Source organism: Mesorhizobium sangaii (genome assembly GCF_014207355.1).
In the GTDB taxonomy this organism is placed as follows: Bacteria; Pseudomonadota; Alphaproteobacteria; order Rhizobiales; family Rhizobiaceae; genus Mesorhizobium; species Mesorhizobium sangaii.
In genome coordinates this window covers 688898-713866 of record NZ_JACHEF010000001.1, presented here as the reverse complement: position 1 = coordinate 713866, position 24969 = coordinate 688898, and the positions used below count along the sequence as shown (strand labels likewise).

At 62.6% G+C, this 24969-nt stretch carries 28 protein-coding genes; 22 read left to right on the top strand and 6 right to left on the bottom strand.

Annotated elements, in window-relative coordinates:
* Nucleotides 1-17 precede the first annotated feature (17 nt).
* Nucleotides 18-725: a glycoside hydrolase family 25 protein gene (locus HNQ71_RS03695; RefSeq protein WP_425492169.1), complete on the top strand. Its 708-nt coding sequence runs from the start codon at nt 18-20 to the stop codon at nt 723-725.
* A gap of 57 nt (nt 726-782) precedes the next feature.
* Here HNQ71_RS03695 and HNQ71_RS03690 read toward each other — a convergent pair whose 3' ends face one another.
* Nucleotides 783-1145 carry a winged helix-turn-helix transcriptional regulator gene (locus HNQ71_RS03690; RefSeq protein WP_181823960.1) on the bottom strand — a complete coding sequence of 121 codons (363 nt, stop codon included), beginning with the start codon at nt 1143-1145 and terminating at the stop codon, nt 783-785.
* A 110-nt stretch (nt 1146-1255) separates the two neighbouring features.
* On the opposite strand from HNQ71_RS03690, the gene HNQ71_RS03685 reads away from it, so the two are divergent.
* On the top strand, nt 1256-2269 hold the full coding sequence (locus HNQ71_RS03685) for a zinc-binding alcohol dehydrogenase family protein (protein WP_184871221.1): 1014 nt from the start codon (nt 1256-1258) through the stop codon (nt 2267-2269).
* Nucleotides 2270-2278: 9 nt separating this feature from the next.
* Here the strand turns inward: HNQ71_RS03685 and HNQ71_RS03680 are convergent, their stop codons facing one another.
* Together HNQ71_RS03680 and HNQ71_RS03675 are read right to left on the bottom strand one after the other, a co-directional pair.
* Nucleotides 2279-2935, bottom strand: coding sequence for a uracil-DNA glycosylase (locus tag HNQ71_RS03680; RefSeq protein WP_184871220.1), 657 nt, complete (start codon nt 2933-2935; stop codon nt 2279-2281).
* An 11-nt stretch (nt 2936-2946) separates the two neighbouring features.
* On the bottom strand, nt 2947-3528 hold the full coding sequence (locus HNQ71_RS03675; protein ID WP_095086599.1) for a LabA-like NYN domain-containing protein: 582 nt from the start codon (nt 3526-3528) through the stop codon (nt 2947-2949).
* Between the two features lie 324 nt (nt 3529-3852).
* Here HNQ71_RS03675 and rpoZ point away from each other — a divergent pair, with 324 nt between their 5' ends.
* From rpoZ to era, 9 genes are all read left to right on the top strand, one after another.
* The gene (gene rpoZ / locus HNQ71_RS03670) at nt 3853-4254 is read left to right on the top strand and encodes a DNA-directed RNA polymerase subunit omega (protein ID WP_095086596.1); all 402 of its coding nucleotides are present in this window, start codon (nt 3853-3855) and stop codon (nt 4252-4254) included.
* Between the two features lie 132 nt (nt 4255-4386).
* The gene (locus HNQ71_RS03665; protein WP_095086593.1) at nt 4387-6615 is read left to right on the top strand and encodes a RelA/SpoT family protein; all 2229 of its coding nucleotides are present in this window, start codon (nt 4387-4389) and stop codon (nt 6613-6615) included.
* A gap of 25 nt (nt 6616-6640) precedes the next feature.
* Nucleotides 6641-7219 carry an orotate phosphoribosyltransferase gene (pyrE, locus tag HNQ71_RS03660; protein ID WP_095086590.1) on the top strand — a complete coding sequence of 193 codons (579 nt, stop codon included), beginning with the start codon at nt 6641-6643 and terminating at the stop codon, nt 7217-7219.
* A 46-nt stretch (nt 7220-7265) separates the two neighbouring features.
* Nucleotides 7266-7667, top strand: a complete 402-nt coding sequence (locus HNQ71_RS03655) for a VOC family protein (protein ID WP_246461173.1) — start codon at nt 7266-7268, stop codon at nt 7665-7667.
* 259 nt (nt 7668-7926) lie between these two features.
* A complete protein-coding gene (locus HNQ71_RS03650; protein WP_184871219.1) occupies nt 7927-8526 on the top strand; it encodes a DUF2062 domain-containing protein in 600 nt (199 codons plus the stop codon).
* Nucleotides 8523-8936 carry a holo-ACP synthase gene (gene acpS / locus HNQ71_RS03645; RefSeq protein WP_184871218.1) on the top strand — a complete coding sequence of 138 codons (414 nt, stop codon included), beginning with the start codon at nt 8523-8525 and terminating at the stop codon, nt 8934-8936. Before HNQ71_RS03650 ends, acpS begins: the two co-directional genes overlap by 4 nt.
* Nucleotides 8937-9013: 77 nt before the next feature.
* The gene (lepB, locus tag HNQ71_RS03640) at nt 9014-9763 is read left to right on the top strand and encodes a signal peptidase I (RefSeq protein WP_095086791.1); all 750 of its coding nucleotides are present in this window, start codon (nt 9014-9016) and stop codon (nt 9761-9763) included.
* Nucleotides 9763-10509, top strand: coding sequence for a ribonuclease III (gene rnc / locus HNQ71_RS03635; RefSeq protein ID WP_184871217.1), 747 nt, complete (start codon nt 9763-9765; stop codon nt 10507-10509). Before lepB ends, rnc begins: the two co-directional genes overlap by 1 nt.
* A gap of 69 nt (nt 10510-10578) precedes the next feature.
* Nucleotides 10579-11511 carry a GTPase Era gene (gene era, locus HNQ71_RS03630; protein ID WP_184871216.1) on the top strand — a complete coding sequence of 311 codons (933 nt, stop codon included), beginning with the start codon at nt 10579-10581 and terminating at the stop codon, nt 11509-11511.
* Nucleotides 11512-11667: 156 nt separating this feature from the next.
* Here the strand turns inward: era and HNQ71_RS03625 are convergent, their stop codons facing one another.
* Nucleotides 11668-12471 (bottom strand): CPBP family intramembrane glutamic endopeptidase, encoded by an 804-nt coding sequence (locus HNQ71_RS03625; protein ID WP_184871215.1) that lies wholly within the window; start codon nt 12469-12471, stop codon nt 11668-11670.
* A gap of 296 nt (nt 12472-12767) precedes the next feature.
* Nucleotides 12768-13043, bottom strand: coding sequence for a hypothetical protein (locus HNQ71_RS03620; RefSeq protein WP_184871214.1), 276 nt, complete (start codon nt 13041-13043; stop codon nt 12768-12770).
* Between the two features lie 231 nt (nt 13044-13274).
* Between HNQ71_RS03620 and HNQ71_RS03615 the strand changes: the two genes are divergently transcribed.
* The 11 genes from HNQ71_RS03615 to HNQ71_RS03565 all read left to right on the top strand — a co-directional run bounded on the left by HNQ71_RS03615 (nt 13275) and on the right by HNQ71_RS03565 (nt 23940).
* The gene (locus tag HNQ71_RS03615) at nt 13275-14441 is read left to right on the top strand and encodes a porin (protein WP_184871213.1); all 1167 of its coding nucleotides are present in this window, start codon (nt 13275-13277) and stop codon (nt 14439-14441) included.
* 137 nt (nt 14442-14578) lie between these two features.
* Nucleotides 14579-15340, top strand: coding sequence for a DNA repair protein RecO (recO, locus tag HNQ71_RS03610; RefSeq protein ID WP_184871212.1), 762 nt, complete (start codon nt 14579-14581; stop codon nt 15338-15340).
* Nucleotides 15337-15855 carry a PaaI family thioesterase gene (locus HNQ71_RS03605; protein WP_184871211.1) on the top strand — a complete coding sequence of 173 codons (519 nt, stop codon included), beginning with the start codon at nt 15337-15339 and terminating at the stop codon, nt 15853-15855. The genes recO and HNQ71_RS03605 overlap by 4 nt, the downstream gene beginning before the upstream one ends.
* 82 nt (nt 15856-15937) lie before the next feature.
* On the top strand, nt 15938-18688 hold the full coding sequence (locus tag HNQ71_RS03600; RefSeq protein ID WP_184871210.1) for a DUF2339 domain-containing protein: 2751 nt from the start codon (nt 15938-15940) through the stop codon (nt 18686-18688).
* 62 nt (nt 18689-18750) lie between these two features.
* A complete protein-coding gene (locus HNQ71_RS03595) occupies nt 18751-18993 on the top strand; it encodes a type II toxin-antitoxin system VapB family antitoxin (protein WP_184871209.1) in 243 nt (80 codons plus the stop codon).
* Nucleotides 18993-19409 carry a type II toxin-antitoxin system VapC family toxin gene (locus HNQ71_RS03590; RefSeq protein ID WP_184871208.1) on the top strand — a complete coding sequence of 139 codons (417 nt, stop codon included), beginning with the start codon at nt 18993-18995 and terminating at the stop codon, nt 19407-19409. The genes HNQ71_RS03595 and HNQ71_RS03590 overlap by 1 nt, the downstream gene beginning before the upstream one ends.
* Nucleotides 19410-19571: 162 nt before the next feature.
* Nucleotides 19572-20090: an RNA polymerase sigma factor gene (locus tag HNQ71_RS03585; RefSeq protein ID WP_184871207.1), complete on the top strand. Its 519-nt coding sequence runs from the start codon at nt 19572-19574 to the stop codon at nt 20088-20090.
* Complete coding sequence (locus HNQ71_RS03580) at nt 20087-20878, top strand: anti-sigma factor family protein (protein ID WP_184871206.1); 792 nt, start codon at nt 20087-20089, stop codon at nt 20876-20878. The genes HNQ71_RS03585 and HNQ71_RS03580 overlap by 4 nt, the downstream gene beginning before the upstream one ends.
* A 206-nt stretch (nt 20879-21084) precedes the next feature.
* Nucleotides 21085-22191, top strand: a complete 1107-nt coding sequence (locus tag HNQ71_RS03575) for a peptidase C39 family protein (RefSeq protein WP_184871205.1) — start codon at nt 21085-21087, stop codon at nt 22189-22191.
* Complete coding sequence (locus HNQ71_RS03570) at nt 22188-23651, top strand: RimK family protein (protein WP_184871204.1); 1464 nt, start codon at nt 22188-22190, stop codon at nt 23649-23651. The genes HNQ71_RS03575 and HNQ71_RS03570 overlap by 4 nt, the downstream gene beginning before the upstream one ends.
* Before the next feature lie 16 nt (nt 23652-23667).
* Nucleotides 23668-23940, top strand: a complete 273-nt coding sequence (locus HNQ71_RS03565; RefSeq protein WP_184871203.1) for a DUF3303 domain-containing protein — start codon at nt 23668-23670, stop codon at nt 23938-23940.
* A 10-nt stretch (nt 23941-23950) separates the two neighbouring features.
* Here the strand turns inward: HNQ71_RS03565 and HNQ71_RS03560 are convergent, their stop codons facing one another.
* Nucleotides 23951-24883, bottom strand: a complete 933-nt coding sequence (locus tag HNQ71_RS03560; RefSeq protein WP_184871202.1) for a LysR substrate-binding domain-containing protein — start codon at nt 24881-24883, stop codon at nt 23951-23953.
* Nucleotides 24884-24969 lie beyond the last annotated feature (86 nt).

Below are 24969 nucleotides of genomic sequence, written 5' to 3'. Positions count from 1 at the left end.
GGATTGTCCTTTGGGGTTTGGCCAGCCTGGTCCTGGTGTGTTTCATCGCTGCGGGCGGCTATCTCTATTTCAGGGCATTCTCGCCAGACCATGGCAAATATCCGGTGCGGGGCATTGATGTGTCCCATCACCAGGGCCAGATTGATTGGCGCCGCGTTGCCGCCGACGATGTCGCCTTTGCCGTCATCAAGGCGACCGAAGGTGGCGATCATGTCGACGATGCCTTCTCCACCAATCTGCGTGAGGCCCGCGCGGCCGGACTTGCCGTCGGCGCCTATCATTTCTTCACCTTCTGCCGGCCGGGCGCCGACCAGGCGAAGAATTTCATCTCGGTGGTGCCGCACGACCAGCCTCTGCTGCCACCGGTGGTCGACATCGAGTTCGGCGGCAATTGCCCGCAGCGGCCAACACCCGAGCAACTGAACGCAGAACTCGCCGCGTTCCTCGCTCCAGTCGAGGCCGCGTTCGGCAAGCCGGCGATTGTCTACCTGACCGACGAGGCTGAGCAGGCCTATGCCGGCCGTATCCCCGCCCGGCCGCTCTGGCTCCGCTCATTGCTGCTGCAGCCGGACCGCGGCGACTGGATCTACTGGCAGTATCACAACAAGGGGCGCGTCGACGGCATCAACGGCGATGTCGATCTGAATGTGCTGCAGGGTGGTCCGGCCGTGTTGGCCGCACTGTCCGCGCCATCATCGGGATCGATCGCTCCGGAAGCCAAGTGACCTCCCAAAGCCAAGTGATCTCCCGAAGCCATTCAGGAACCTCGCTCGCCCGCTGTCTCATGCCGCAGCCTGGGAAACCTCGGGCGCGAGCGTGACATTGGCATCGCCCCAGACCTTGAGCGCGGTGATCACCGGTTCCAGGCTTCTGCCGCGCGGCGTCAGGCTGTACTCCACCTTCGGCGGCACTTCAGGATAGATCTTGCGCGCAATCAACCCATCGGCCTCCAGTTCGCGGAGCTGGTTGGTCAGCATGCGCTGCGTGCAGTTCGGAATGCGCCGGCGTATCTCGTTGAAGCGCAGCGTGCCCTCGAACAGATGGTAGAGCACAACGCCTTTCCACTTCCCGTCGATGTAGCGGAGTGTGCCCTCCACGGTGCAGCCGGGGCTGCAATCGAATCGCTCATGGCGAATGCGCGGCATTGCGGTATCCTTTTCGACACTATGTGCTTTATATGTGCATTCTTGCGCTCCCGGCACATAATCCGCATCTCTGCTCCGAACAACACTCAACTACAATCGCGGAGACCAAAATGCGCGCCGTCGGCTATCAAATCCCAGCCCCCATCACCGATGAGACCTCCCTGGTCGATATCGATTTGCCCAAGCCGGAGCCGAAAGGCCGTGAGCTGCTGGTCGAGGTGAAGGCAATCTCGGTCAACCCGGTCGACACGAAAGTGCGGCAAAGCGCCAGACCCGAGGCCGGAGCGTGGCGTGTGCTCGGCTGGGACGCTGCCGGCCGGGTCGTTGCGGCAGGTCCGGAGGCCAGCCTGTTCAAGGCGGGCGACGATGTCTTCTATTCCGGCGCCCTGGCGCCACAAGGCACCAATGCCGAGTTCCACCGTGTCGATGAGCGCCTTGTCGGCCGCAAACCCGGCTCGCTCGGCTATGCGCAGGCGGCGGCGCTGCCCTTGACGGCGATCACCGCCTGGGAGGCTCTGTTCGACCGCCTCGATGTCAGGAAACCTGTGGCTGGCGCGGCTAAGCCCATCCTGATCATTGGCGGCGCCGGCGGCGTCGGTTCGATCGCGGTGCAGCTGGCGCGCCAACTGACCGATCTGACGGTGATCGCCACCGCATCGCGGCCCGAGACACGCGACTGGGCGCTTGGGCTTGGCGCTCATCATGTCGTCGATCATTCCAGGCCGCTCGCCGCCGAAGTCGCAGCCCTTGGCCTCGGCGCACCAGCCTTTGTGTTCTCGACAACCAACACCGACCGGCATCTGGCCGAGATCGCCGAATTGATCGCGCCACAAGGCCGTTTCGGCTTGATCGATGATCCCAAATCGCTGGACATCAATTCGTTCAAGCGCAAGAGCGTCTCTGTGCATTGGGAGTTCATGTTCACCCGCTCGATGTTCGAGACGCAGGACATGGCCACGCAGGGCGAGCACCTCAACGAACTGGCCCGGCTTGTCGACGCCGGGACTATCCGCACGACACTGGGCGAGACCTTCGGTCCTATCAATGCCGCCAATCTGAAGCGCGCCCACGCGCTGATCGAGACGGGCAAGGCCAAGGGCAAGATCGTGCTGGAGGGGTTCTGAAGCGCGGCGCTATTCCTGCAGGAACGCAGCGATCTGGCTGAACACGCTGACAAACATCGCCTCGGTCAGCACACCTGTGTTGGTGTTGTAGCGCGAGCAATGATAGCTCGAAAACAGCGTGATGCCCCCGGCCGGCAGCTGCCCGCCATGCTTGAACGGATAGGCGGCGACGCGTCCACCCAGCGCACGCACCGTCGACTGGTGCGCGATCGATCCCAGCGCCAGCACGGCGCGCAGGTTGGGAAAGCGGGCGATCGTCGGCACCAGGAACGTCCGGCACGTGGCAATCTCGGCGCCCACAGGCTTGTTCTCCGGCGGCACGCAGCGCACCGCATTGGTGATCGCCGTGCCGACCAGCTCCAGCCCGTCATCCGGCCGCGCCTTGAACTCACCGCGCGCAAAACCGTGCGAAATCAAGGTCGAGTACAGCAGGTCGCCGGCATAGTCGCCGGTGAAGGGGCGTCCGGTGCGGTTGGCGCCGCGCAGGCCGGGCGCCAGACCGACGATCAGAAGTCGGACGGCATCATCACCGTCGGGTGGCAAAAAAGTCGGCACCGGCGCGTTGAACCAGGATGGCTCGCGTTGCCGCCATTCGGCGATGAACTCATGCAGGCGCGGGCAGAGCGGGCAGTCGCGGCCTGGTTCGGAGATGGAAAGGGCGGTCAACGCGACCGGCCTCAGTAGTCGTCCTCGTCGACTTCGGCGGGCTCGGGCCGGCGCATCGGCCGCTCGGACGGATCGCGACCGACCTCGTTCTTCAACGTTGTCAGGTCGATGAAATGGTCGGCCTGGCGGCGCAGATCGTCGCTGATCATCGGCGGCTGAGAGGCCATGGTCGAGACGATCGACACCTTGCGGCCGCGCCGCTGCAGCGCCTCGACCAGCGTACGGAAATCGCCGTCGCCGGAAAAGATGACGTAATGGTCGACGACATCGGCGAGTTCCAGCGCATCGACCGTGAGTTCGATGTCCATATTGCCTTTGATCTTGCGGCGGCCGGTCGAGTCGGTGAATTCCTTGGCCGGCTTGGTGACCACCTTGAAGCCGTTGTAATCGAGCCAGTCGATCAGCGGACGGATCGAGGAGTATTCCTGATCCTCGACCAGCGCGGTGTAGTAGTAAGCGCGCAGCAGATAGCCGCGCTTCTGGAAGCTCGACAGGAGCTTGCGATAGTCGATGTCGAAGCCGAGCGCGCGCGACGTCGCGTAGAGATTGGCGCCGTCGATGAATAGGGCGATTTTTTCACGAGGGTCGAACATGGAAAATAGTCCTTTTCGAAATAATCGGCCGTCTAACGAAATGCGATAGCGACTATCGGTCAGGCTCATAATAAACCGGCTGACCTTCGCGCTATCCGAGATAACGCCAGTTTCACGGCAATCCAAGGGCGGTTGCCGCACTGCAAGCAATTGTGATCGCGCGCCGAACCCATGGATGCAGCCTGATTTTGCCGATCGGTGTTTAAATGAAGCGATTGGGGGGCCTGCAACCCGGCCATTGCCATGATGCTTGTATTTTAGCGGCGTTCGGGTTAAGGACCGCGCCTGATTTCCATCAAATCCATCGCATGAAAGGGGCAATCCATGGCCCGCGTAACCGTTGAAGATTGCATCGACAAGGTCGACAACCGCTTCGAGCTGGTGCTCCTTGCCGGCCACCGTGCCCGCCAGATCAGCCAGGGCGCGCCGATCACCGTGCCGCGTGACAACGACAAGAACCCGGTCGTGGCGCTGCGCGAGATCGCCGACGAGACACTGTCGCCCGACGACCTCAAGGAAGACCTGATCCACTCGCTGCAGAAGCATGTCGAGGTCGACGAGCCCGAGGCCGATGGCGAGGCGATTGCCGACCAGACCGGCGCCGCCGTCGCGGCCACCGATGCCGACGACGCCGAGGAGAACATCACCTTCGATCGGATGACCGAGGAAGATCTCCTGGCCGGCATCGAGGGCCTGGTGCCCCCGGAAAAGAGCGACGACTACTAAGCGAGCCTCCGTTCTGGAGGTCGCTGGAATAATCGTCCGGCACTTCCGTATCGGCAGTTTCGTGGCTATCTATGGCATGCGCCGTACAGCAGTGCGGCGCATGATTCATTTCACCGCTGCGAGATCCCGCCCATGATGCGTCAGTATGAGCTTGTCGAGCGCGTCCAGCGCTACAAGCCTGACGTCAACGAGGCGTTGCTCAACAAGGCCTATGTCTATGCCATGCAGAAGCATGGCCACCAGAAGCGCGCTTCCGGCGATCCTTATTTCTCGCATCCGCTCGAAGTCGCCGCCATCCTCACCGAAATGCACATGGACGAGGCGACGATCGCGGTCGCCCTGCTGCACGACACCATCGAGGACACCACGGCGACGCGGGCCGAGATCGATGAGCTGTTCGGGCCCGAAATGGGCAAGCTGGTCGAGGGGCTGACCAAGCTCAAGAAGCTCGACCTCGTGTCGAAGAAGGCCGAGCAGGCGGAAAACCTGCGCAAGCTTCTGCTGGCGATTTCGGAAGATGTCCGCGTCCTTCTGGTCAAGCTTGCCGACCGCCTGCACAACATGCGCACCCTCGACCATATGCCGGAGGCCAAGCGCCTGCGCATCGCCGAGGAGACGATGGACATCTATGCGCCGCTGGCCGGGCGCATGGGCATGCAAGGCATGCGCGAGGAGCTGGAGGAGATCGCCTTCCGCTATATCAATCCGGAAGCCTATCGCGCCGTCACGGCCCGGCTCGCCGAGATATTCGAGCGCAACAAGGATGTGCTATCCGAAATCGAGAAGGCGTTGTCCGCGCTGTTCGAAAAGCATGCGATCAAGGCCAGCGTGAAAAGCCGTCAGAAGAAGCCGTGGTCGGTGTTCCGCAAGATGGAGGCCAAGGCCCTGTCCTTCGAGCAGTTGTCCGACATCTTCGGCTTCCGTGTCGTGGTCGATACGGTCGAGGATTGTTATCGTGCGCTTGGAGCCATCCACACCGCCTGGTCGATGGTGCCCGGCCGCTTCAAGGATTACATCTCGACGCCGAAGCAGAACGACTACCGGTCGATCCACACGACGATCGTCGGGCCTTCGCGTCAGCGCGTCGAGCTGCAGATCCGGACCCGCGAGATGAACAAGATCGCCGAATACGGCGTCGCCGCGCATTCGATCTACAAGGACACCGGCGGCAAGACCAATGGCGCCGCCCATGCGATCTCGAAGGAAACCAACGCCTATGCCTGGCTGCGGCGCACCATCGAGCAGCTTGCCGAGGGTGACAATCCGGAAGACTTCCTCGAAAACACCAAGCTGGAACTGTTCCAGGACCAGGTGTTCTGCTTCACGCCGAAAGGCATGCTGATAGCCTTGCCGCGAGGTGCTACGCCCATCGATTTCGCTTATGCGGTGCACACCGATGTCGGCGACACCTGCGTCGGCGCGAAGGTCAACGGCCGCATCATGCCGCTGATGACGGAACTGAAGAACGGCGACGAGGTCGAGATCATCCGCTCCAAGGCGCAGGTGCCGCCGGCGGCCTGGGAATCGGTCGTCGTCACCGGCAAGGCGCGCTCGGCCATCCGCCGCGCCACCAAGAATGCCATCCGCAAGCAGTATTCGGGTCTCGGCATTCGCATCCTGGAACGCGCCTTCGAGCGCGCCGGCAAGACCTTCACCAAGGAGAGCCTGAAGCAGGTGCTGCACCGGCTGGCGCGCAAGGATATCGAGGACGTGCTGGCCTCGGTCGGCCGTGGCGAGCTCGCCTCCACCGATGTCATGAAGGCGGTATTCCCCGACTACAAGGACGAGCGTGTCACCACCGCCGCGCCCAAGCAGCGCGAGGAGGGCTGGTCGAAAATCCGCAACGCCGCCGGCATGCTGTTCCAGATTCCGGGCCGCGCGGCGCGCAAGGACAAGGACCAGCCGCGCGATGGCGCCGTGCCGATCCGCGGCGTGCGTGGCGATCTGCCGGTGCGTTTTGCGCCAGAAGGGGCGGTGCCTGGCGACCGCATTGTCGGCATCGTCCAGCCGGGCACCGGCATCACCATCTATCCGATCCAGTCGCCGGCGCTGCAGGCCTTCGACGACCAGCCCGAACGCTGGATCGACGTGCGCTGGGACATTGACGAGCGCACCAAGGAACGGTTTCCGGCGCGCGTCTCGGTCACCGCCATCAACGCGCCCGGTTCGCTCGCCGATATCGCCCAGGTCGTTGCGTCCAACGACGCCAACATCCATACGCTGTCGATGGTGCGCACCGCGCCCGACTTCACCGAAATGCTGATCGATCTCGAAGTCTGGGATCTGAAGCACCTCAACCGGCTGCTGTCGCAGCTCAAGGACAATTCGAGCGTCAGCGATGCAAGGCGCGTCAACGGCTGACACGACTGTGTGGGGACAGGCAGAAATGAACACCGATGAAGTGCTGGGGATTTTCCGCGAGGCGGGTGCTGTTCTCGAAGGGCATTTCATTTTGACATCGGGCTTGAGAAGCCCGGTCTTCCTGCAGAAGGCACGCGTGTTCATGCATGCCGACAAGACCGAGCGGCTGTGCAAGGCGCTGGCCGAAAAGATCCGCGCTGGCGTGCCGGGCAAGATCGACTACGTCGTCGGTCCGGCGATCGGCGGGCTGATCCCGGCCTACGAAACCTCGCGCCATCTCGGCGTGCCGGCGATCTGGGTCGAGCGGGAAGGGGGCGAATTCCGCCTGCGCCGCTTCGAGATCGCCAGCGGCGCGCGCGTCGTCATCGTTGAGGATATCGTCACCACCGGCCTGTCGATCCGCGAGACCATCGAGTGCCTGCGCGAGCTCGGCGCCGAAGTGGTTGCCGCCGCCTGCATCATTGACCGTTCGGCCGGCAAGACCCATGTCGGCGTGCCGCTTATAGCGCTCGCCGAATATGAGGTTCCGGCCTATCCGGCCGACCGGCTGCCGCCGGAGCTGGCCGCCATACCGGCGGTCAAGCCGGGCAGCCGCAATATCTGACCCATGCGTGTCGCCCAAAAGTGTGCAGCGGTTTTGGGTTAACGACATGCATGAAAACAAATTGGAGATGATCGCAGGCATCGATCATTTCGTACTGACGGTGGCGTCACTGGAAGTGACCTGTGCCTTTTACCAGCGCGTGCTGGGCTTTGAACGCATAGATGCGCCAGGCCGGCCGACAGCGCTGGCTTTCGGCACCCAGAAGATCAATGTGCACGAGGTCCGCCGCACCTTCGAGCCGAAGGCGAAGGCGCCGACGCCCGGCTCGGGCGACTTCTGCCTGATCACCGACCGGCCGCTGGGCGAAGTCAGCACCCGGCTTGCCGCCAATGGCGTGGTGGTGGAACTTGGACCGGTCGAACGCGTCGGGGCTCGTGGTCCGATGATGTCGGTCTATTTCCGCGACCCGGACGGCAATCTGGTCGAGGTCAGCGAATATTTGCCGTAGCCGCCGACGCCGCCGCGCCTTTCGGCCATGCGGCAATGCCGGCTCCTTAAATTCGCGCGATTGTCCAATGTTCGAAGCGAGGAGTGCCCGCCCCGAAAGGGCGGCAACAAACGCGCGCCGCACAGGCGGTTTGGTTGTTTTTCTGCCCGCGCGTCGCTACATCAAGGTTGAGATTGCCATTGGGCGATCGTCAAGCGCAAGATGGTGCTGTTACGCCCGGCCGAAAGTGCCGGCGCGGGAGCTGTGAAACGGGTATAGAGTGCTTTTTCGACGCCGCAAGCCTGATGGCCTTCTCGAGCGGGTGCGTACCTATTTGTGGCCGCGCCGATCATTTTCGCGCTCGCTTCAGTATTTCTCCAAGCGCATCCTGCGGCTGAAGGCCACACCGCACGCCGTGGCGGCCGGTGTCGCCGCCGGCGTCTTCGCTTCGTTCTTTCCCGTGGGTTTTCATTTCGCCATTGCCGCCATCCTGTGCTGGGTGATTGCCGGCAATCTGGTGGCGGCGGCCCTTGCAGCGGTTTTTTTCGGCAACCCGCTGACCTTTCCGCTGCTGTGGGGCGCCTCCTGGGAAACCGGTAAGTTGATCCTGCATGACCGCCTGCCTGCTCATGGTCCGCCGGCGCATCTGGGCGAGATGCTGCACAAGCTTTCCTTCGCGCAATTGTGGAAGCCCGTGCTTGAGCCGATGCTGATCGGCGCGATCCCGCTCGGGCTGGTGTTCGGTCTCTTGTTCTATGGCATCACACGCTGGGGCATGAACGCTTTCCGTGAGCAACGGCGCAAGCGCCTTGCCGAGCGCGCAAGGCGGCATGGGCAATCGACTCATCCCGGCGGAAGCATCGGTTCCGCCGCACGATGATCATCGGCATCGGCAGTGACCTGATCGATATCAGACGCATTGAAAAGTCGCTGGAGCGTCACGGCCAGCGCTTCATCCAGAGAATCTACACCGATCTCGAGCAGGCCCGCTCCGAGAACCGCCGTGCGCGTGCGGCATCCTACGCCAAGCGCTTCGCGGCCAAGGAGGCCTGCGCCAAGGCGTTGGGCACCGGCCTGGCACAGGGCGTGTTCTGGCGCGACATGGGTGTCGTCAACCTGCCCAGCGGCGCGCCGACCATGGCGCTGACGGGAGGGGCACGGGCGCGGCTGGACAAAATCCTGCCCAAGGGCCATCGGGCGGCAATCCACCTCACCATCACCGATGATTTCCCGCTCGCTCAAGCCTTTGTGATCATCGAGGCGTTGCCCGTCGAAGAAGCGCCACATTGATTGCATCTGACGACCGGCACGACGTTGCCCAGCGCGCGCCGAGACTCTATACCATCCAACGCACAATCGAGGACGACATGAGCGTGGTTGATAAATCTGAGAAGAAATCCGGCGGCCTTGGCGAGACCGTCAGCGTCATCGTGCAGGCGCTTTTGCTCGCCCTGGTCATCCGCACGCTGTTGTTCCAGCCTTTTTCGATCCCATCGGGATCGATGCGCCCGACGCTTCTGGAAGGCGACTATCTGTTCGTCACCAAATGGTCCTACGGCTATTCCCGTTACTCGCTGCCTTTCGGCCCCGATATCTTTTCGGGCCGCATCTGGGGCTCCGAGCCGAAGCGCGGCGACGTGGTGGTGTTCAAGTTCCCGCCTGATCCGTCCGTCGACTACATCAAGCGCGTGGTCGGCCTGCCGGGCGACAAGATCCAGGTCAAGGACGGTCAGCTGTTCATCAACGACGTCGGCGTGCCGCGTGTGAAAACCGGCCAGATCGACAATCCCGACATCACCGAAGAGCCTCGGCCGATCGACGTCTACCGGGAAACGCTGCCCAACGGCGTCAGCTATGACACGCTGGACATCTCGCCCAATTCGATCGGTGACAACACCCGCGAATGGAACGTGCCGCCTGGCCACTATTTCATGATGGGCGACAACCGTGACAATTCCTCGGACAGCCGCTTCACCGTCGGCTTCGTCCCGGCTGAAAATCTGGTTGGCCGCGCCAATCTTGTTTTCTTCTCGATCGCCGGCAAGGCGAGCCCGCTCGAAATCTGGAAATGGCCGACGCTGATGCGCGCTTCGCGCCTGTTCCACTTCGTCAATTGATGGCTTTGAAGCGCCCGACAGGGGAAACACTGGCCGGTTTGGTGAAGGCCAAGACCGGCCATGTCTTCAAGGATCTCCGCTTGCTCGAGACCGCCTTGACGCACTCCAGTGCGATCAAGGCGGCCAGCAACAATCAGCGTCTTGAATTCCTTGGCGACCGCGTGCTTGGGCTTATCGTCGCCGATATGCTTTTCGAAAAATTTCCCGACGCGCCTGAAGGTGAAATCGCACCACGCTTCAATGCGCTGGTGGATGCGAAAACATGCTCCGAGATCGGCATCGAAATGCAACTGGAGGACCTGGTTCGGGCCGACGCTGCGTTGAAGACGCGGTCGCGTGGCTCGGGCGGAAACTATCTGGCGGATGCGGTCGAAGCCCTGATCGCGGCGGTTTATGTTGACGGTGGCATCGACGCCGCGCGGCGCTTCGTCCTGCGCTACTGGGAGCCGCGCTCGCGCACGGTTGTGGCAAAGCCACTCAATCCGAAATCCGATCTGCAGGAATGGATCGCCAAGACCAGCGATGCGCGCCCCGAATATGTGATCGAAAAGCGCGAAGGGCCCGACCACCAGCCGGTCTTCACCGTGTCCTTGCAGGTCAGCGGCTTTGCGCCTTCCACCGGCACCGGCGGCTCCCGCAGGGCTGCCGAAGAAGCGGCGGCTTCGGCATTTCTGTTGCGTGAAGGCGTCTGGGCCAACGCATCGGCCCAAAAATCGGAGCCGTTTTTTGGAAAGCACGATGCGTAGAGTCAAAGTTTTAGAGCGTCCTTTGCGCGTCCAGATCGACGCGCGGCCCTCTAAGGAAGGGAGCGCGGCATGACCGCCACCGAAGACACCTCTCCGGCAACGGAGGTCGCGGCCACGCACTCCGGCTTCGTGGCACTGATCGGCGCGCCCAATGCGGGCAAGTCGACACTGGTTAACCAGCTGGTCGGCGCCAAGGTGTCGATCGTCACCCACAAGGTGCAGACGACCCGGGCCATCGTGCGCGGCATCGCCACGCACGAAAATGCGCAGATCGTCTTCGTCGACACGCCTGGCATCTTCAAACCCAAGCGGCGGCTCGACACGGCAATGGTGACCACCGCCTGGGGCGGCGCCAAGGATGCCGATATCGTGCTGCTTTTGATTGACGCCGAGCGCGGCATCAGGGGTGATGCCGATGCCATCCTCGAGCGGCTGAAGGATGTCCGCCAGCCGATGGTGCTGATCCTCAACAAGGTCGATCGGGTCAAGCACGAGGCGCTGCTGGCTTTGTCCGCGGCAGCGAATGAGAGAGTGCCGTTCAAGCGCACCTTCATGGTCTCGGCGCTGACCGGTTCCGGCTGCAAGGACGTGCTCGATTATCTGGCCGAAGCCCTGCCGGCCGGCCCCTGGTATTATCCGGAAGATCAGATTTCGGACTTGCCGATGCGCCAGCTGGCGGCCGAGATCACCCGCGAAAAGCTTTATCTGAGGCTGCATCAGGAACTGCCCTATTCCTCCCATATCGAAACCGAGAAATGGGAAGAGAAGCCGGACGGCTCGGTGCGCATCGACCAGACAATCTATGTCGAGCGCGACAGCCAGAAGAAGATCGTGCTCGGCCACAAGGGCGAAACCATCCGCGCCATTGGGCAGGCAGCGCGCATGGAGATCGCTGGCATCCTCGAACAGAAGGTGCACCTGTTCCTGTTCGTGAAGGTGCGCGAGAACTGGGGCGACGACCCCGAGCGCTATCGCGAGATGGGGCTCGAATTCCCGCGCTAATCCCGGGGATCGATGAAGTGCTTGTCGACCATGCACGGATGACGTGATGTCGCCCTGTTGGCGGGGCTTTCGCTGCTCCCCGAGCGCCAGCAATACCCATCCGCGCCGTCGAAAAAGGCGCGGTGCCCGGCTTCGGACACCGCGCTCATTGCGCGCCTAGACAGCGCCAGCCACGGCAAGCTGCGTCCTTGGTCGGCGAACGAAGCTCTCGGTGCCGTAATAGCCGACGATGGCGACGGCGATGATCGCCCAGATGGCCACGCCGATCCACTGCTGCTGCACATAGTCGCCGCCGGTGAAGACCTTGCCGAGGAAGCGCACGCTGTTCTGGTGCGTCACGTGCATAATGAAGGCAAGCAGCACGCTCCCGGTGTTCTGATAGAGCCAGGTGAACACAATTCCGGCCAGCACGACATTGATCGTGCTGTAGAGGCTGAGGTCACCGACCAGGCCGAGCGGGAAGTGCCAGATGGCCCAGATCACGCCGAGGATCAGGCTGCCTCTCAGTGCTGAATGGCTGGCGAGCAGGCGTGGCGTCGCAAAGCCGCGCCAGCCAGGCTCTTCCCCGAGCGGGCCGCTGAAGACTGCGTATAGCGCTATGATCGGCAGCATCTCGGAGAGGGCCGGAATATTGCTCCAGGCCGGTGCCGTCTCGCCAAACAGCGGATTGATCAGGATCGAGATCAACTGTGTTCCGAAGGGCAGGCCGAATGCCACCAGGTACCAGAACGGGTGAACCCGCCATTTCACCATCGAGGCGAGGATGGCCTTGACCGAACCCCAGCCGCCGGACAGGGCCGCGACGATGAAGCCGGCGGCCATAGGACCGAAGGTGAACCAGGGAATGCTGTCGCCATTCGACAGCCAGAAGGGGATGAACGCCAGCCAGGTCAGGCCAAGCGCAAGCGAAAAGAAGGTGGTCAGCTGGTGCCTTCGCACCAGGCTCGGGACGGAATTCATGTCGGATCCTCTCGGCGGGCAGGTTGGTCATGAGAGGTCGCCGGGCTGCCCGATCGGTCGACGTGCATCTGGAAACGGACCAGCCGAATTGTTCGACAGGTCCGTACCGACCGCGCTGGCCGACCCGTTCTTATTGACGCCGGCGCGGCCAAAAATCCCGAGCGCTTTCTGAAAGATTTCCGATATTTCCGCCGGACAGACATCGCTCGGCTGTCTTGTCGCTACAGGACGAGTCGCCTCGAATGGCGCGTGACCAACCACATGGAATCGTCTTCAACGGTTGGCTGCCGTCACAATCAGCGACACAACAGCGCTCCGGCGAGTTCGATCGCCTCGGCAAAAGCAAAACTGGCCGGGCAGGCGTCGCCCTGCATTTCGGCGCAGCGCCAGAGCGCGATCGGCGGACGGATGTCATCGGATGGTCGGAGGTTAAAGAAATATCCAGTCAGTTTTTCGCCGAAAACAGGCGCATATTTCGCGTTCAGGGCGCAATTGTAGAAATTTGATGTCTCAAAAAAATAGTTAGCCGCGAAATTATGTGAATGTATATTGAATATATGACGTTGTTCCAATTGTGCCAACTCCAAATACGGTAAGTGTTATTTGTGCAACACGGAATTAATCTGTTGGTGGAATCGGGATTATTTCCGGAATCGTCATTGAAGGCAGAAGGTCGATGGGTATGTTCGCCGCGGAAAAAGGCGAGCGGTGCGCGCATTTTTCATTGTGGGGGTGAGGCGGGAAAACATTGCCGCCAGCCACAAATCCGAAGCCATTTAAAACTATGACTGGAGAGTCAGAAAATGAACATCAAGAGCCTCCTTCTCGGCTCAGCCGCGGCAATGATCGCGGTCAGCGGCGCGCGCGCGGCTGACGCTGTCGTCGTCGCCGAACCGGAACCGGCCGAATACGTCAAGATCTGCGACGTCTACGGCGCCGGCTATTTCTACATCCCGGGCACCGAAACCTGCCTGCGCATCGGCGGCTATGTCCGTTATGACATCGGCGTCGGCGATGCCGGCTCGTTCGATGGCGTCAACCACGTTCCGGACCACCAGAGCGCCGGTGACACGCACTCGACCTACTATAAGAACACCCGCTTCACGCTGAAGACCTGGACCGGTCAGGAGACCGAGCTCGGTACCCTCAAGACCTACACCGAGACCCGCTTCAACTACGGCAACAGCAGCGGCGACTATCTTAACCAGGCCGCCTCCAATGCGGACGACTGGCAAGGCCGTAACAAGTCTCTCTCGCTGCGTTTCGCCTGGATTCAGCTCGGCGGCCTGCGCGTCGGCAAGGACGATACCGCCTTCGATACGTTCATCGGCTATGCCGGCAGCGTCATCCAGGACACGCTGGTTCCGTATGGCGGGCAGGAGAGCAACGTCGTTCAGTACTACTTCGACGCAGGCAACGGCTTCACGGGATTGGTCTCTCTCGAAGAAGGCGCCGGCAAAGGCACCATCGACAGCTATGTCCCGCACGTCGTCGGCGGCTTGAAGTACAAGGGCGACTGGGGTGCGATCACAGGCGTCGTTGCCTATGACAGCAATTACGAGGAAGTGGCCGGCAAGGTTCGTTTGGACGTGAATGTCACCAAGGAACTGTCGCTGTTCATCATCGGCGGTTATGGCACCGACGACAACCTCAACGATCCGACCAACGCCATCGATGCCAAAGGTCGCGGCTTCTACAAGCAGTGGGGCGGCAATTGGGCAGTCTGGGGCGGCGGCACCTACAAGTTCAACGACAAGACCGCGTTCAACGCCCAGATCTCCTATGACGACTGGAAGAACCTCGGCGTCGCCGCCAACGTTGCTTACACCGTTGTGCCCGGCTTTACGGTCACGGCCGAAGTTGATTACCTCAATGCTGGAAAGTTCGACGACGCCGACTTCAGCAACTGGACCAAAGCGAACAAGAAGAGCAGCGTCGGCGGCATTCTCCGCTTCCAGCGCTCGTTCTAGCGGATCGATTGATCTCACCAGCCGCCCGCAGCGTTATCGCTGCGGGCGTTTTTTTGTGCACTGTGCTGTAACGATCTGTCGGTTGAGCCAAACGCCATACCTTGATTTCGCCATCCAACCGGTGAAAAGCTCTGGAAATGGAATGGCGCGACGAGGGAATCATTCTCGGCACCCGCAAGCATGGCGAAACCAGCGCCATTCTCGAGGTGATGACACGTGCGCATGGTCGTCATCTCGGTCTCGTGCGTGGCGGCCGTTCGCGCAAGCAGCAGCCCGTCCTCCAGCCCGGCAATCGCGTCGACCTGTTGTGGCGGGCGCGGCTTGACGAGCATCTCGGCACGTTCCAGGCCGAGGCGATCGAGATGAACGCCGCCCGGCTGATGGACAGCGCCGTGGCCGTCTACGGGTTGCAGACCATGGCCGCGCATCTGCGCCTGTTGCCCGAGCGCGACGCTCATGAAGGTCTCTACGAAACGCTTGCCGTGATGATCGTCCATCTCGACGATGCCGACGCTGCCGGCGAACTGGTGGCGCGCTTCGAGCTTCTGGTGCTGGACGAACTCGGCTTTGGCCTCGACCTCAGCCAATGCGCCGCCACCGGCACGCGGCAGGACCTGGCCTATGTTTCGCCGAAATCCGGACGCGCCGTGTCTCGTGAAGCAGGCTTGCCCTGGCGCGACAAGATGCTGGCGTTGCCGGCCTTCCTGCAGCGCGGCTCAGGCCAGCGCGGCGATCCGGCAGCGGTCGACGACGCTTTCCGGCTGACCGGCTTCTTCTTCACCCGCCACGTCTATGAGCCCCGCGGCATCGAGCCGCCCGACGCCCGCGCCGGCTTCCTTGCCGCACTGCGCAAACACCACGCGCGCAGCAAGACCATTGCCGGAGAGAACGCAGCATGAGCGAGGTCGAATTGTATCCGGGCTGGGTCTCACTGCTCGGCCTCGGCACGATTCCGCATGCCGACATCCTGGAATACACCGGCCTGGACCTGCTGCAGCGTATCATCGACGGCAAGTATCCGGCGCCGCCGATCTCCTTCCAGCTCAACTTCGCGCTGACCGAAGTGTCGGAAGGCCGTGCGGTGTTCCGTGGCGTGCCCAACGAGCGCCACCTCAACCCGCTCGGCAGCGTGCATGGCGGCTGGGCCGCGACGCTGCTCGATTCGGCATTGGGTTGTGCCGTGCAGACGCTGCTCGAAAAGGGTGAGGCCTCCACGACCGCGGAGTTCAAGGTGAATTTGACGCGACCCATCACACCGAAGACCGGCGAGGTGGTCTGCGAGGGCAAGGTTATCCACAAGGGTCGTACGCTCGCGGTGTCGGAAGCGACGCTGAAGGACGCCAGCGGCAAGCTGCTGGCTTTTGGCACCGAAACATGCTCGATCTTTCCTGCGGCCAATCTGGCGGCGCGTTGACTTTCAGGCCGTTTGGCCGCCGCATTTGAATGTCAGTGAGACTGAACGTCAGTGAAAACTGGCCTGGTTTGGGGGAACCGCCATGTTTGAAAGCCTGATCGGCCTTGTCGCCATCATTGCCTTGTTCGTGATCATTTCGCGCCAGCAGAGCCGCATCGGCCTGATCGAGCGCGAGCTTGGCGCGCTGCGCAGCTTTGTCCTTTCGGGCGCCGTGCCGCATGCGGCCAAGCCGTCCGAGCAGGCAGCGGCCGACAGCGCGCCGCCCGCCGATGTGGCTCCGGCCGTTGCGGCAGCGGCCGATATCGTCTTACCGGCGGTGAGCGAAGCGGTCGCCGTGCAGGCTCCGGTGACGGAGGCAGAAATCCCGACCGGCGAGGCCGTTCCCGGGCCATGGGCTCCAAGTGACGCGGCGCCGACGGCAGCGGAACCTGCGGCGCCGGCCGTGGCAGCGAAAGCCGCCCGCCAGTCAGATGTCGAAACGGCACTCGGCACCCGCTGGGCGGTCTGGGTTGGCGGCATCGCCCTGGCGCTGGGTGGCCTGTTCCTGATCCGCTACACCATCGAGGCTGGCATTTTCGGTCCCGGCGTGCGGCTGACCATGGCCGCGGTTCTCGGCCTGGCGCTGGTCGCCGGCGGCGAATTCATCCGCCGCACCGGCTTCAAGGTGCCGGTGCAAGGCGCTGCCGGCGCCTATATTCCAGCGATCCTGACGGCGGCCGGTGCCTTCATCCTGTTCGGCACCGTCTATGCCGCACATGGCATTTACGGCTTCATCGGCCCGGCGCTCGCCTTCACGCTGCTCGGCGCCATCGGCGTGGCGACCATCGCCGCAGCCCTGGTCCATGGCCAGGCGCTGGCCGGCATTGGCCTCGTCGGCGCCATGGTGACGCCCATGCTGGTCGCCTCGCAGGCACCCAATCCGTGGGCCCTGTTCGGCTATCTCGCAATCGTGCTTGCCGCCACCGGCGTCATCGCCCGCATGCGCGACTGGACGTTGCTGATGGCGGCGGCCTTTTTCGGCACCGGTGCCTGGACCATCCTCTACATGACCGATGCACCGGGCGCGAACCTCTCCACCATCCTGTTCATCGACGCCGTCACGCTGGCCGTACTTGCGTTTGTCTGGCTCGGCCGCCGTGCTGACGAGGCCGGACCAGCCAAGCCTTTCGACTGGCCGTCCATCGTACCTGGCCTGTTCGTCGCATTCTCGGCGCTCGGCCTGTCAGTCGACCCGGTCTTCGCCGCCGCCGGCGATGCCTTGCCGGGCGCCGTGCTGATCGCCGCCATGGTGGCCGTCGCGCTTTATCGCCCACTGGCGCTGCCGCTCCTCTATGCCGCAGGACTAGTGACGGTGATGATCTATCTCGGCATCATCCCGCCGACCTCGATCGCCTCCGACTTTTCGGCCGGTGCTCTGGGCGTCGATGGCCTGCCCGTGGCCACGTCAAACGCGCTGACATTGCGCATCGGCATCGCGCTTGGCCTGGTCTTCATCGGCGCCGGCTTCTGGGCCGCCCGCAGGTTTGCCGCCGCGACACAGATCCGCGCGGCCTCATGGGCGGCGTGGGGCGTCATCGTCCCGCTGATCATCCTGCTGGCGCTCTGGTCCACCTTCGGCAATCTCGACCGCGACCTTGTCTACGCCGCCGTCGCGGCACTGCTGGTCACGGCTTTCGCGGCCGGCAGCGAGTGGATCGCACGCAGCGAAGAGCCGCCTCTCAAGGGCGGCGTGGCGGTGTCGTTTGCCCTGGGTGGTGCGGCCGTCGCCGGCCTCCTGATGCTGCATATGGCGTTCAATTCCGGCTGGACCACCATCCTGCTCGGCGCGGCGGCGATCGTGCCGGCGCTGGCGACGCGCTGGCGCTCCTATCCGGTGCTCGGCTGGATTTCGGTTGGCGCGGTGATTGCCGTGCTCGGCCGCGTCGCCTTCGATCCGACCATTGTCGGCGCGGAGTTCCTGTCGACGACACCTGTGTTCAACTGGCTGCTGCCGGGCTACGGCGTGCCGGCGCTCGCCTTCGGTTTCGCCGCCTGGCAGCTTGCCCGCACCACCAGCGGCCGTCCACGCCTCGCCATGGAAGCGGCGGCGGCACTGTTTGCGCTGCTCGCGCTCGCCATGCTGGTCCGCCATGCCATGCATGGCGGTGTCATCGACACGGGTGCGATGACGCTCGCCGAGCAGGCGATCTACACGCTGATCGCCATCGGCGCCGGCGCCATCCTGGTCGCCATCGACATGCGCTCGCCAAGCTCGGTGCTGCGCTATGGCTCGATGGCGGCGGGCGTGGTTTCGGTGGCTTTCATCGTTGTCCGGCATTTCGTGGTGCTGAATCCGCTGTTCACCGACGAATCGACAGGCCAGATCCCGGTCTTCAACCTGTTGTTCCTCGCCTATCTCCTGCCGGCAATCGCTGCCGGCGGACTGGCGCTCTATGCCAGGGACAAGCGACCGAAATGGTATGCGCAGATGCTGGCGCTGGTGGCGGCCGTGCTTGCCTTCGCCTATGCCACCCTGTCGGTGAGGCGTCTGTTCAAGGGCGAGTTCATTGGCCTGTGGAGCGGTCTCGGCCAGCTGGAAACCTACACCTACTCGGCACTCTGGCTGGTCATCGGTGTGGTCCTGCTCACCGCCGGCGTCTGGCTGAAATCGCAGGTGCTGCGCATTGCCTCGGCCGTCCTGATCTCGGTAGCCGTGCTAAAGGTCTTTGTCTTTGACATGTCGGAGCTGGAAGGCGTGTTGCGGGCGTTGTCCTTCATCGGCCTTGGCGCCGTGCTCATCGGCATCGGCCTGTTCTACCAGCGGCTCTTGACGCGGGCGGCAAAAGGAACATGAAGATGCATCCTTGATAGAATATGCAAGATGGAATATCTGCATATCGATTAGGAGATATTCAGATGCCGCTCTATATCCGTGACGACGAAGTGGATGCGCTGGCCGCCAAATTGCAGCGCGAGACGAACGCTCCGAGCAAGACGGAGGCGGTTAGGACCGCACTTGTGCACGAACTCGAGCGCAATCGCGCCAAGGTGCCGCTGCTCGACCGGCTCGCGAGGCTGCAGGCGGAGGCGACCAAGATAGGGCTGCCAAATCCCGACTTCGACATGAAGAAGTTCACCGACGAGATGTGGGAAGACTGATGTTTGTCGATGCGTCGGTGATCGTCGCCATTCTCAACCGGGAACCGGGTTGGGAGGAATTGATCAAGCGGCTTTCCGGTTTTTCCGGCCCGTTCTACGTTTCTCCATTGGTGCGTTTTGAAGCGACACAGGCGCTGGCGCGCGCAGCCTCCGGCTCCCGCAAACCGACGGCTGAGGCCCTCCTCAAGGCTCGTGATCTGGTCGATCAATTCACTTTGGAAATTGGCGGAGAAAATGTGGTGATCGGTGAAGAGATCGGTTTCCACGCCATCAATGCCAGCGCTAGCTATGGCAAGGCCATTGGGCATCAAGCCGATCTGAATTTCGGTGACTGTTTCGCTTATGCTTGTGCGAAGACCCTCAATGTTCCGCTGCTCTACAAGGGTAACGATTTCTTGCTAACGGATTTAGGATAATTCGGCTTCTCCCCTGATCGGTGGGAATAAAACGGCCGGTCATCTCGTTATCTCATTGCTTGGGTGACCGGGGCGGCGGACCGCTTCGCGCTGGCCGCTTGCGCCGCGCCGAGAAGGCGCGTTCAATATCGGATCAACAAGGGCGACCCAGAACCAGCGGTCATGCACGAAAAGAAGGCAGCAATCCTTGGCGAAATACCGCGACTGCGCCGCTACGCACGCTCGCTTTTGCGCGACCGCGATGCTGCCGACGATCTCGTTCAGGATTGCCTCGAGCGGGCGCTTGTCCGGCTCGACAACTGGCAGACGGGAGAAAGCCCCAGGAGGTGGCTGTTTACGATCATGCATCATTTGTTCATCGACCAGATGCGCAAGGTGAACCGTCGCGGCGAGGCGACGATGCTTCCGCTGGAAGCCGGCGAGGCGGTGGCCCAGCCGGCCGAGCAAATGGAGAGCATCGCTTCGCGCGAGATCATCGACGCATTGCAGGCGATCAGCCCCGACCGCCGTGCAGCTCTTGTCATGGTCGCCATCGAAGGGTTTTCCTATGCCGAAGCCGCCAACATTCTGGGCGTCCCTGCAGGCACGCTGATGTCGCGCATCGCGCGCGGGCGTGAGGAATTGCGCGGGCTGCTGGACGACACGGCGCGCCGTCGCGCAATAAGGATCGTCGAGAAATGATCCGCCGCGACTTCTCCGAACGTGACATCCACATGGCGATCGATGGCGAGCTGCCAGCTGACGAGCGCGCCGCCTATGATGCCTGGCTCGACGCCAATCCCGAGATGAAGGCCAGGAGCGCCCGTTTCACCGCCGATCGGACGGCATTGCGCGCCGCCTTCGCCGGCGTGCTGGACGAAGCCGTCCCCGTGCGGTTGCGCAAGGTCGTGTTCGGCGAGACGCCGGTCAAGGCTGCGGTGTCACGCTCGCGCTGGTGGCTTGCCGCCGCGGCGGCCGTGCTTGTGGTCGCCGGCGGGCTTGGCGGCTACCTTGCCGGCATCGACCGCGTCGGACAGGAGAATCCGGCCGAGGATCAACTGGCCGAACAGGCGATCGCGGCCCACGTCGTCTTCGCCGCCGAAAAGCGGCATGCGGTCGAGGTGCCGGCAAGCGACAAGGATCATCTGCAGACCTGGCTGTCCAACCGGGTCGGGCTGAAGCTGGTGGCGCCGGACCTGACCGCCAACGGCTTCCAACTGGTCGGTGGCCGGTTGCTGCCGGCCGGAGAAAGCAAGGCCGCGATGCTGCTCTACGAGGACGACAAGGGCGAGCGCATATCTCTGTTCGTCACGGCGCAATCGTCGCAGAATGCCAAGGGCACCTATGCATCGGCGCAAGACGGTCCCCAAGCCGTCTACTGGCTGGACAAGGGCTATGGCTGTGCCGTCGTTGGTTCGCTGCCGCGCGAGCAATTGGCCGTCGTGGCAAAGAGCGCCTATGGCCAGCTTATGGCTGGCTTGGCCAGTTGAAAAGGCGCCGCTTTGATGGCGACGCCAATCCATGAATAGTGATCCTGTTCAAAGCGTTTTGCATCGCCAGGCTGCTGCCGAATCTGTCACAATTCGGCCCTATTCGAGGAGCGATAGCGCTTTATGGCCATCCGTATTTCCGCTGATGTCTTGAGCGTTTTCGAGTAGGACATTTCCCACCACCAATCGAGGTTTTCTCAAGCCGCATGCCTGCCGAGATCCGCACGGCCCGCGCGTCTGACGTCGATGATCTCGCCGCCATCGAGAAAGCTGTTTTCCAAAGCGACCGCATTTCCCGCCGCTCCTTCCGCCTGTTCATCGAGCGCGAAACCGCCGAGACGCTGGTCGCTGAAGTCGATGGCCGCGTGGCCGGCTATGCAATCGTGCTGTTTCGCAAGGGTAGCGGCGTGGCACGCCTCTACTCGATCGCCACTGGTCCCTTCTTCGGTGGGCTGGGTGTTGGCCGCATGCTGCTCGGATCAGCGGAAGACGCCGCCTTCGAGCACGGCCGCATGATGCTGCGTCTCGAGGTGCGCGAAGACAACAGCCGGGCCATCCGCATCTATGAGCACGCCGGCTATCGCAAGATCGGCCGCGAATCCGGCTACTACGAGGACGGCGAGACAGCGCTTCGCTATGAAAAGACCTTGCGCGGCGACATTCCGATCGCCACCAAGGTGCCGTTCTACCAGCAGACCTGTGAATTCACCTGCGGCCCATGCTGCCTGATGATGGCGATGGCCAATTTCGATCGCGGCTTCGTGCCGGATCCGGTCATGGAAATCCGACTGTGGCGCGAGGCGACGACGGTCTTCATGATGTCGGGACCCGGTGGCTGCGAACCGTTCGGCCTGGCTGTCTCGGGCTACGAAAGCGGGCTTGCGGCGGAGATCTATGTTTCGTTCTACGGCGCGCTGTTTCTGCAGTCGGTGCGCAGCGAGGACAAGCGCCGGGTGATGGAACTGGCCCAGGTCGACTTTCGCCGCCGCGCGGAACTCTACGGCATCCCGGTGAATTACCGTCCATTCACCATCGACGACATTCGCGCCGCGATCGCGGAGGGAAAACTGGTGCTGGTGCTGATCAGCGGTTTCCTTATGTTCGGCAAGAAGGTGCCGCACTGGGTGCTGGCGATCGGCGATGACGGCGACCATATCCTGATCCACGATCCCTGGGTCGAGGACGAAAGACAGGAGACCATACTTGATGCCGCCAACATTCCTGTGCCCTACGGCATCTTCATGAACATGGCGCAGTTCGGCCGCGACGGACTGCGTGCCGCCATCACTCTGGGAAAGCGCGACAGACAATGACCTGGGTCATCCTTACCGGCCGGCAGAGCGATCTCGACCAGGTGGCGACACCGCACAAGATCATCACCAACCGTGACTATCTTGCGCATCCGTCGCTGTTTCGCGGCCAGCGGCCGAAGGTCATCAACCTGTCGAACAATTACGGCTACCAGAGCCGCGGCTATTACGCCTCGCTGCTGGCGGGCTCACGTGGCCACAAGGTCATTCCGACCGTCGAGACGATGATCGACCTGTCGGAGCGCAAGCTCTACGAACATGCGTTGCCGGAACTGGAACTGGCACTCAACAAGTGCCGCAAGGATCTCGGCGGCGCCTTTCCAACCAAGGTCTGCATTTTCTTCGGCATCGGCCCCTCGAAAATCTGGGACCGTTTCGCCAAGCTGTTGTTCGACTGGTTCCGCGCACCGGCGCTCGAAGTCCACATCAAGGACAGCGCCGAGTGGGCCTCGATCCGCAAGATCGGCTTCCATCCGCTGGCGCGGATGACCGAGGACGAAGAAACAACCTTCATCCAGTGCCTGGAGACCTACACCAGCCGCGAGTGGCGCGACACCAAGGGCCGCACGCCGGCGCGCTACACCTTCGCCACGCTGGTCGATCCGCATGAGGAATTGCCGCCGTCGGAGATCTCGTCGCTGCGCTACTGGGCCAAGATCGCCGAAAAGATGGGCGTCGAAATCGAGCCGATCACCAAGCGGGACCTCGCCAAGCTCGCCAACTACGACGCGCTGTTCATCCGCGAGACCACCTCGATCTCCAATCACACCTATCGTTTCGCCCGCCGTGCCCAGCAGGAAGGTATGCCGGTGATCGACGATCCACTTTCGATGATCCGCTGCACCAACAAGGTCTATCTCAACGAGCTGATGGCCTACAACAAGGTGCCGGTGCCGCCGACCGTGATGATCGCCGGCAGCTCGGATCTCGAACTGGCGGCGCAGACGCTCGGCTTTCCGCTGGTGTTGAAGATCCCCGATTCGTCGTTCTCGCGCGGCGTCAAGAAATGCGCTGACTTCGAGGAGTTGAAGACGCTGGCCACGGAATGGCTTGAGGATTCCGACCTTCTGATCGCGCAGAAATTCATTCCGACCGAATATGACTGGCGTGTCGGCGTGCTCGGCGGCCAGCCACTGTTTGCCGTCCACTATCTGATGGCCAAGAAGCACTGGCAGATCGTCAACCACAAGGCCAACGGCAAGCCCGACCAGGGCGGCATCAAGACCTTCACGCTGAAGGAAACCCCGGCGCATGTCGTCGAGACGGCGGTGAAGGCGGCGCGTTGCATCGGTGACGGGCTCTATGGCGTCGACCTCAAGGAAACAAAGGATGGCGTCTTCGTCATCGAGGTCAACGACAATCCGAACCTCGACCATGGCTGGGAGGATTCCGGCGAAAAGGACGAGGTCTGGGTGCGGCTGACGCAGTGGTTCCTGGAGCGGCTGGACCGGCCAGGCCGGTAATCACCGAGGGGAAAAGATGCTGTTCATCGTGATCGAGGATTTTACCGGCTGCGATCGCAAGGAGATCTACCGCCGCTTCCACGACCGTGGTCGCCTGAAGCCGGACGAGCTTCTCGTGCACCATAGCTGGATCGCGGCGGATATGAGCCGCTGCTTCCTGCTGGTGGAGGCCGATGACGTCACGCTGCTGCAGCGCTGGGTCATCGAATGGGCGGATTTGGTGGAGTTCGAGATCGTCCCCGTGGCGACGAACAAGGACATGGTTGCGGCATTGAGCGGGCACCTCTGAGGGGGAGCCGTCAACGGCTCTCGATCAGCGCCGGCGATTTGACCGTCCGTACGCATTCCTCGATCAACCACTGGCGAAATGCCGCCACCACCTCGCGTCTGGCGCTGCGCTCCGGGATTGTCAGGCAATAGGGCTGGCGCAGCTCCAGCGCCTGGGTCAGCGGCCTGACCAGCCGGCCGCCTTCCAGCGCCTCGGCGCAATAGACCCCTTGCGCCAGCGCCACGCCAAGGCCGGAAATGGCAAGATCGAGTGCGGCCCGCGACGAATTGGCCGAAAGGCCGCGTTGCGCTGCCCGGCCAGGCTCGATGCCCATCGCCTCGAACCAGTTGCGCCAGGACGGGAACGACGCGCCCGTCGGTCCCCAGTCGGTGTGGATCAGCGGCAGGCCGGTGAGGGCGGTGGCGTCCAGAGATCTGTTCGTCGCGACGAGATCAGGGGCGCAAACCGGATAGACGGCATCCGTGGCGATGTCCTCCGTTGCCTGGTCGCGATAGTGCGAACGGCCATAGGAAAGGCGGATATCGATCAGGTCGCGGTCGAACGATACCGGATCGTCTTCGCCTCTGAGCGATATGTCGACAGCGCCGTGGGCCGCGACGAAGCCCGCCAGGCGCGATGACAGCCACCCCATCGCCATGGATGGCGGGACCGATACGACGAGCCGGGAGCGGGACTCGGCGCCGCCCAGTTCGCGTGACACGCTGCCGATCTCACCGAATGCCGTTGTCAGCCGAGGCAGTATTTCCCTGCCGGCGTCGGTGAGGACGACGCGGCGGTTGACCCGGTTGAACAGCTTGCGGCCCATCTGGTCTTCGATGGTCCGGATCAGCTGGCTGACCGCGGCAGCCGAGATGGACAGCTCCTGGGCGGCCGCGGCAAAGCTGCCGGAACGCGCCGCCGCTTCAAAAGCCTGGAGCCCGCGCAAGGATGGAAAAGCGATCATGCTGCCCGATAGATAAGGTAACCTTATCTAAATTGCATAATTCCTCGTTTTTAGAAAGCTTTCTTGTTGAATAGGATGAGCGTCGA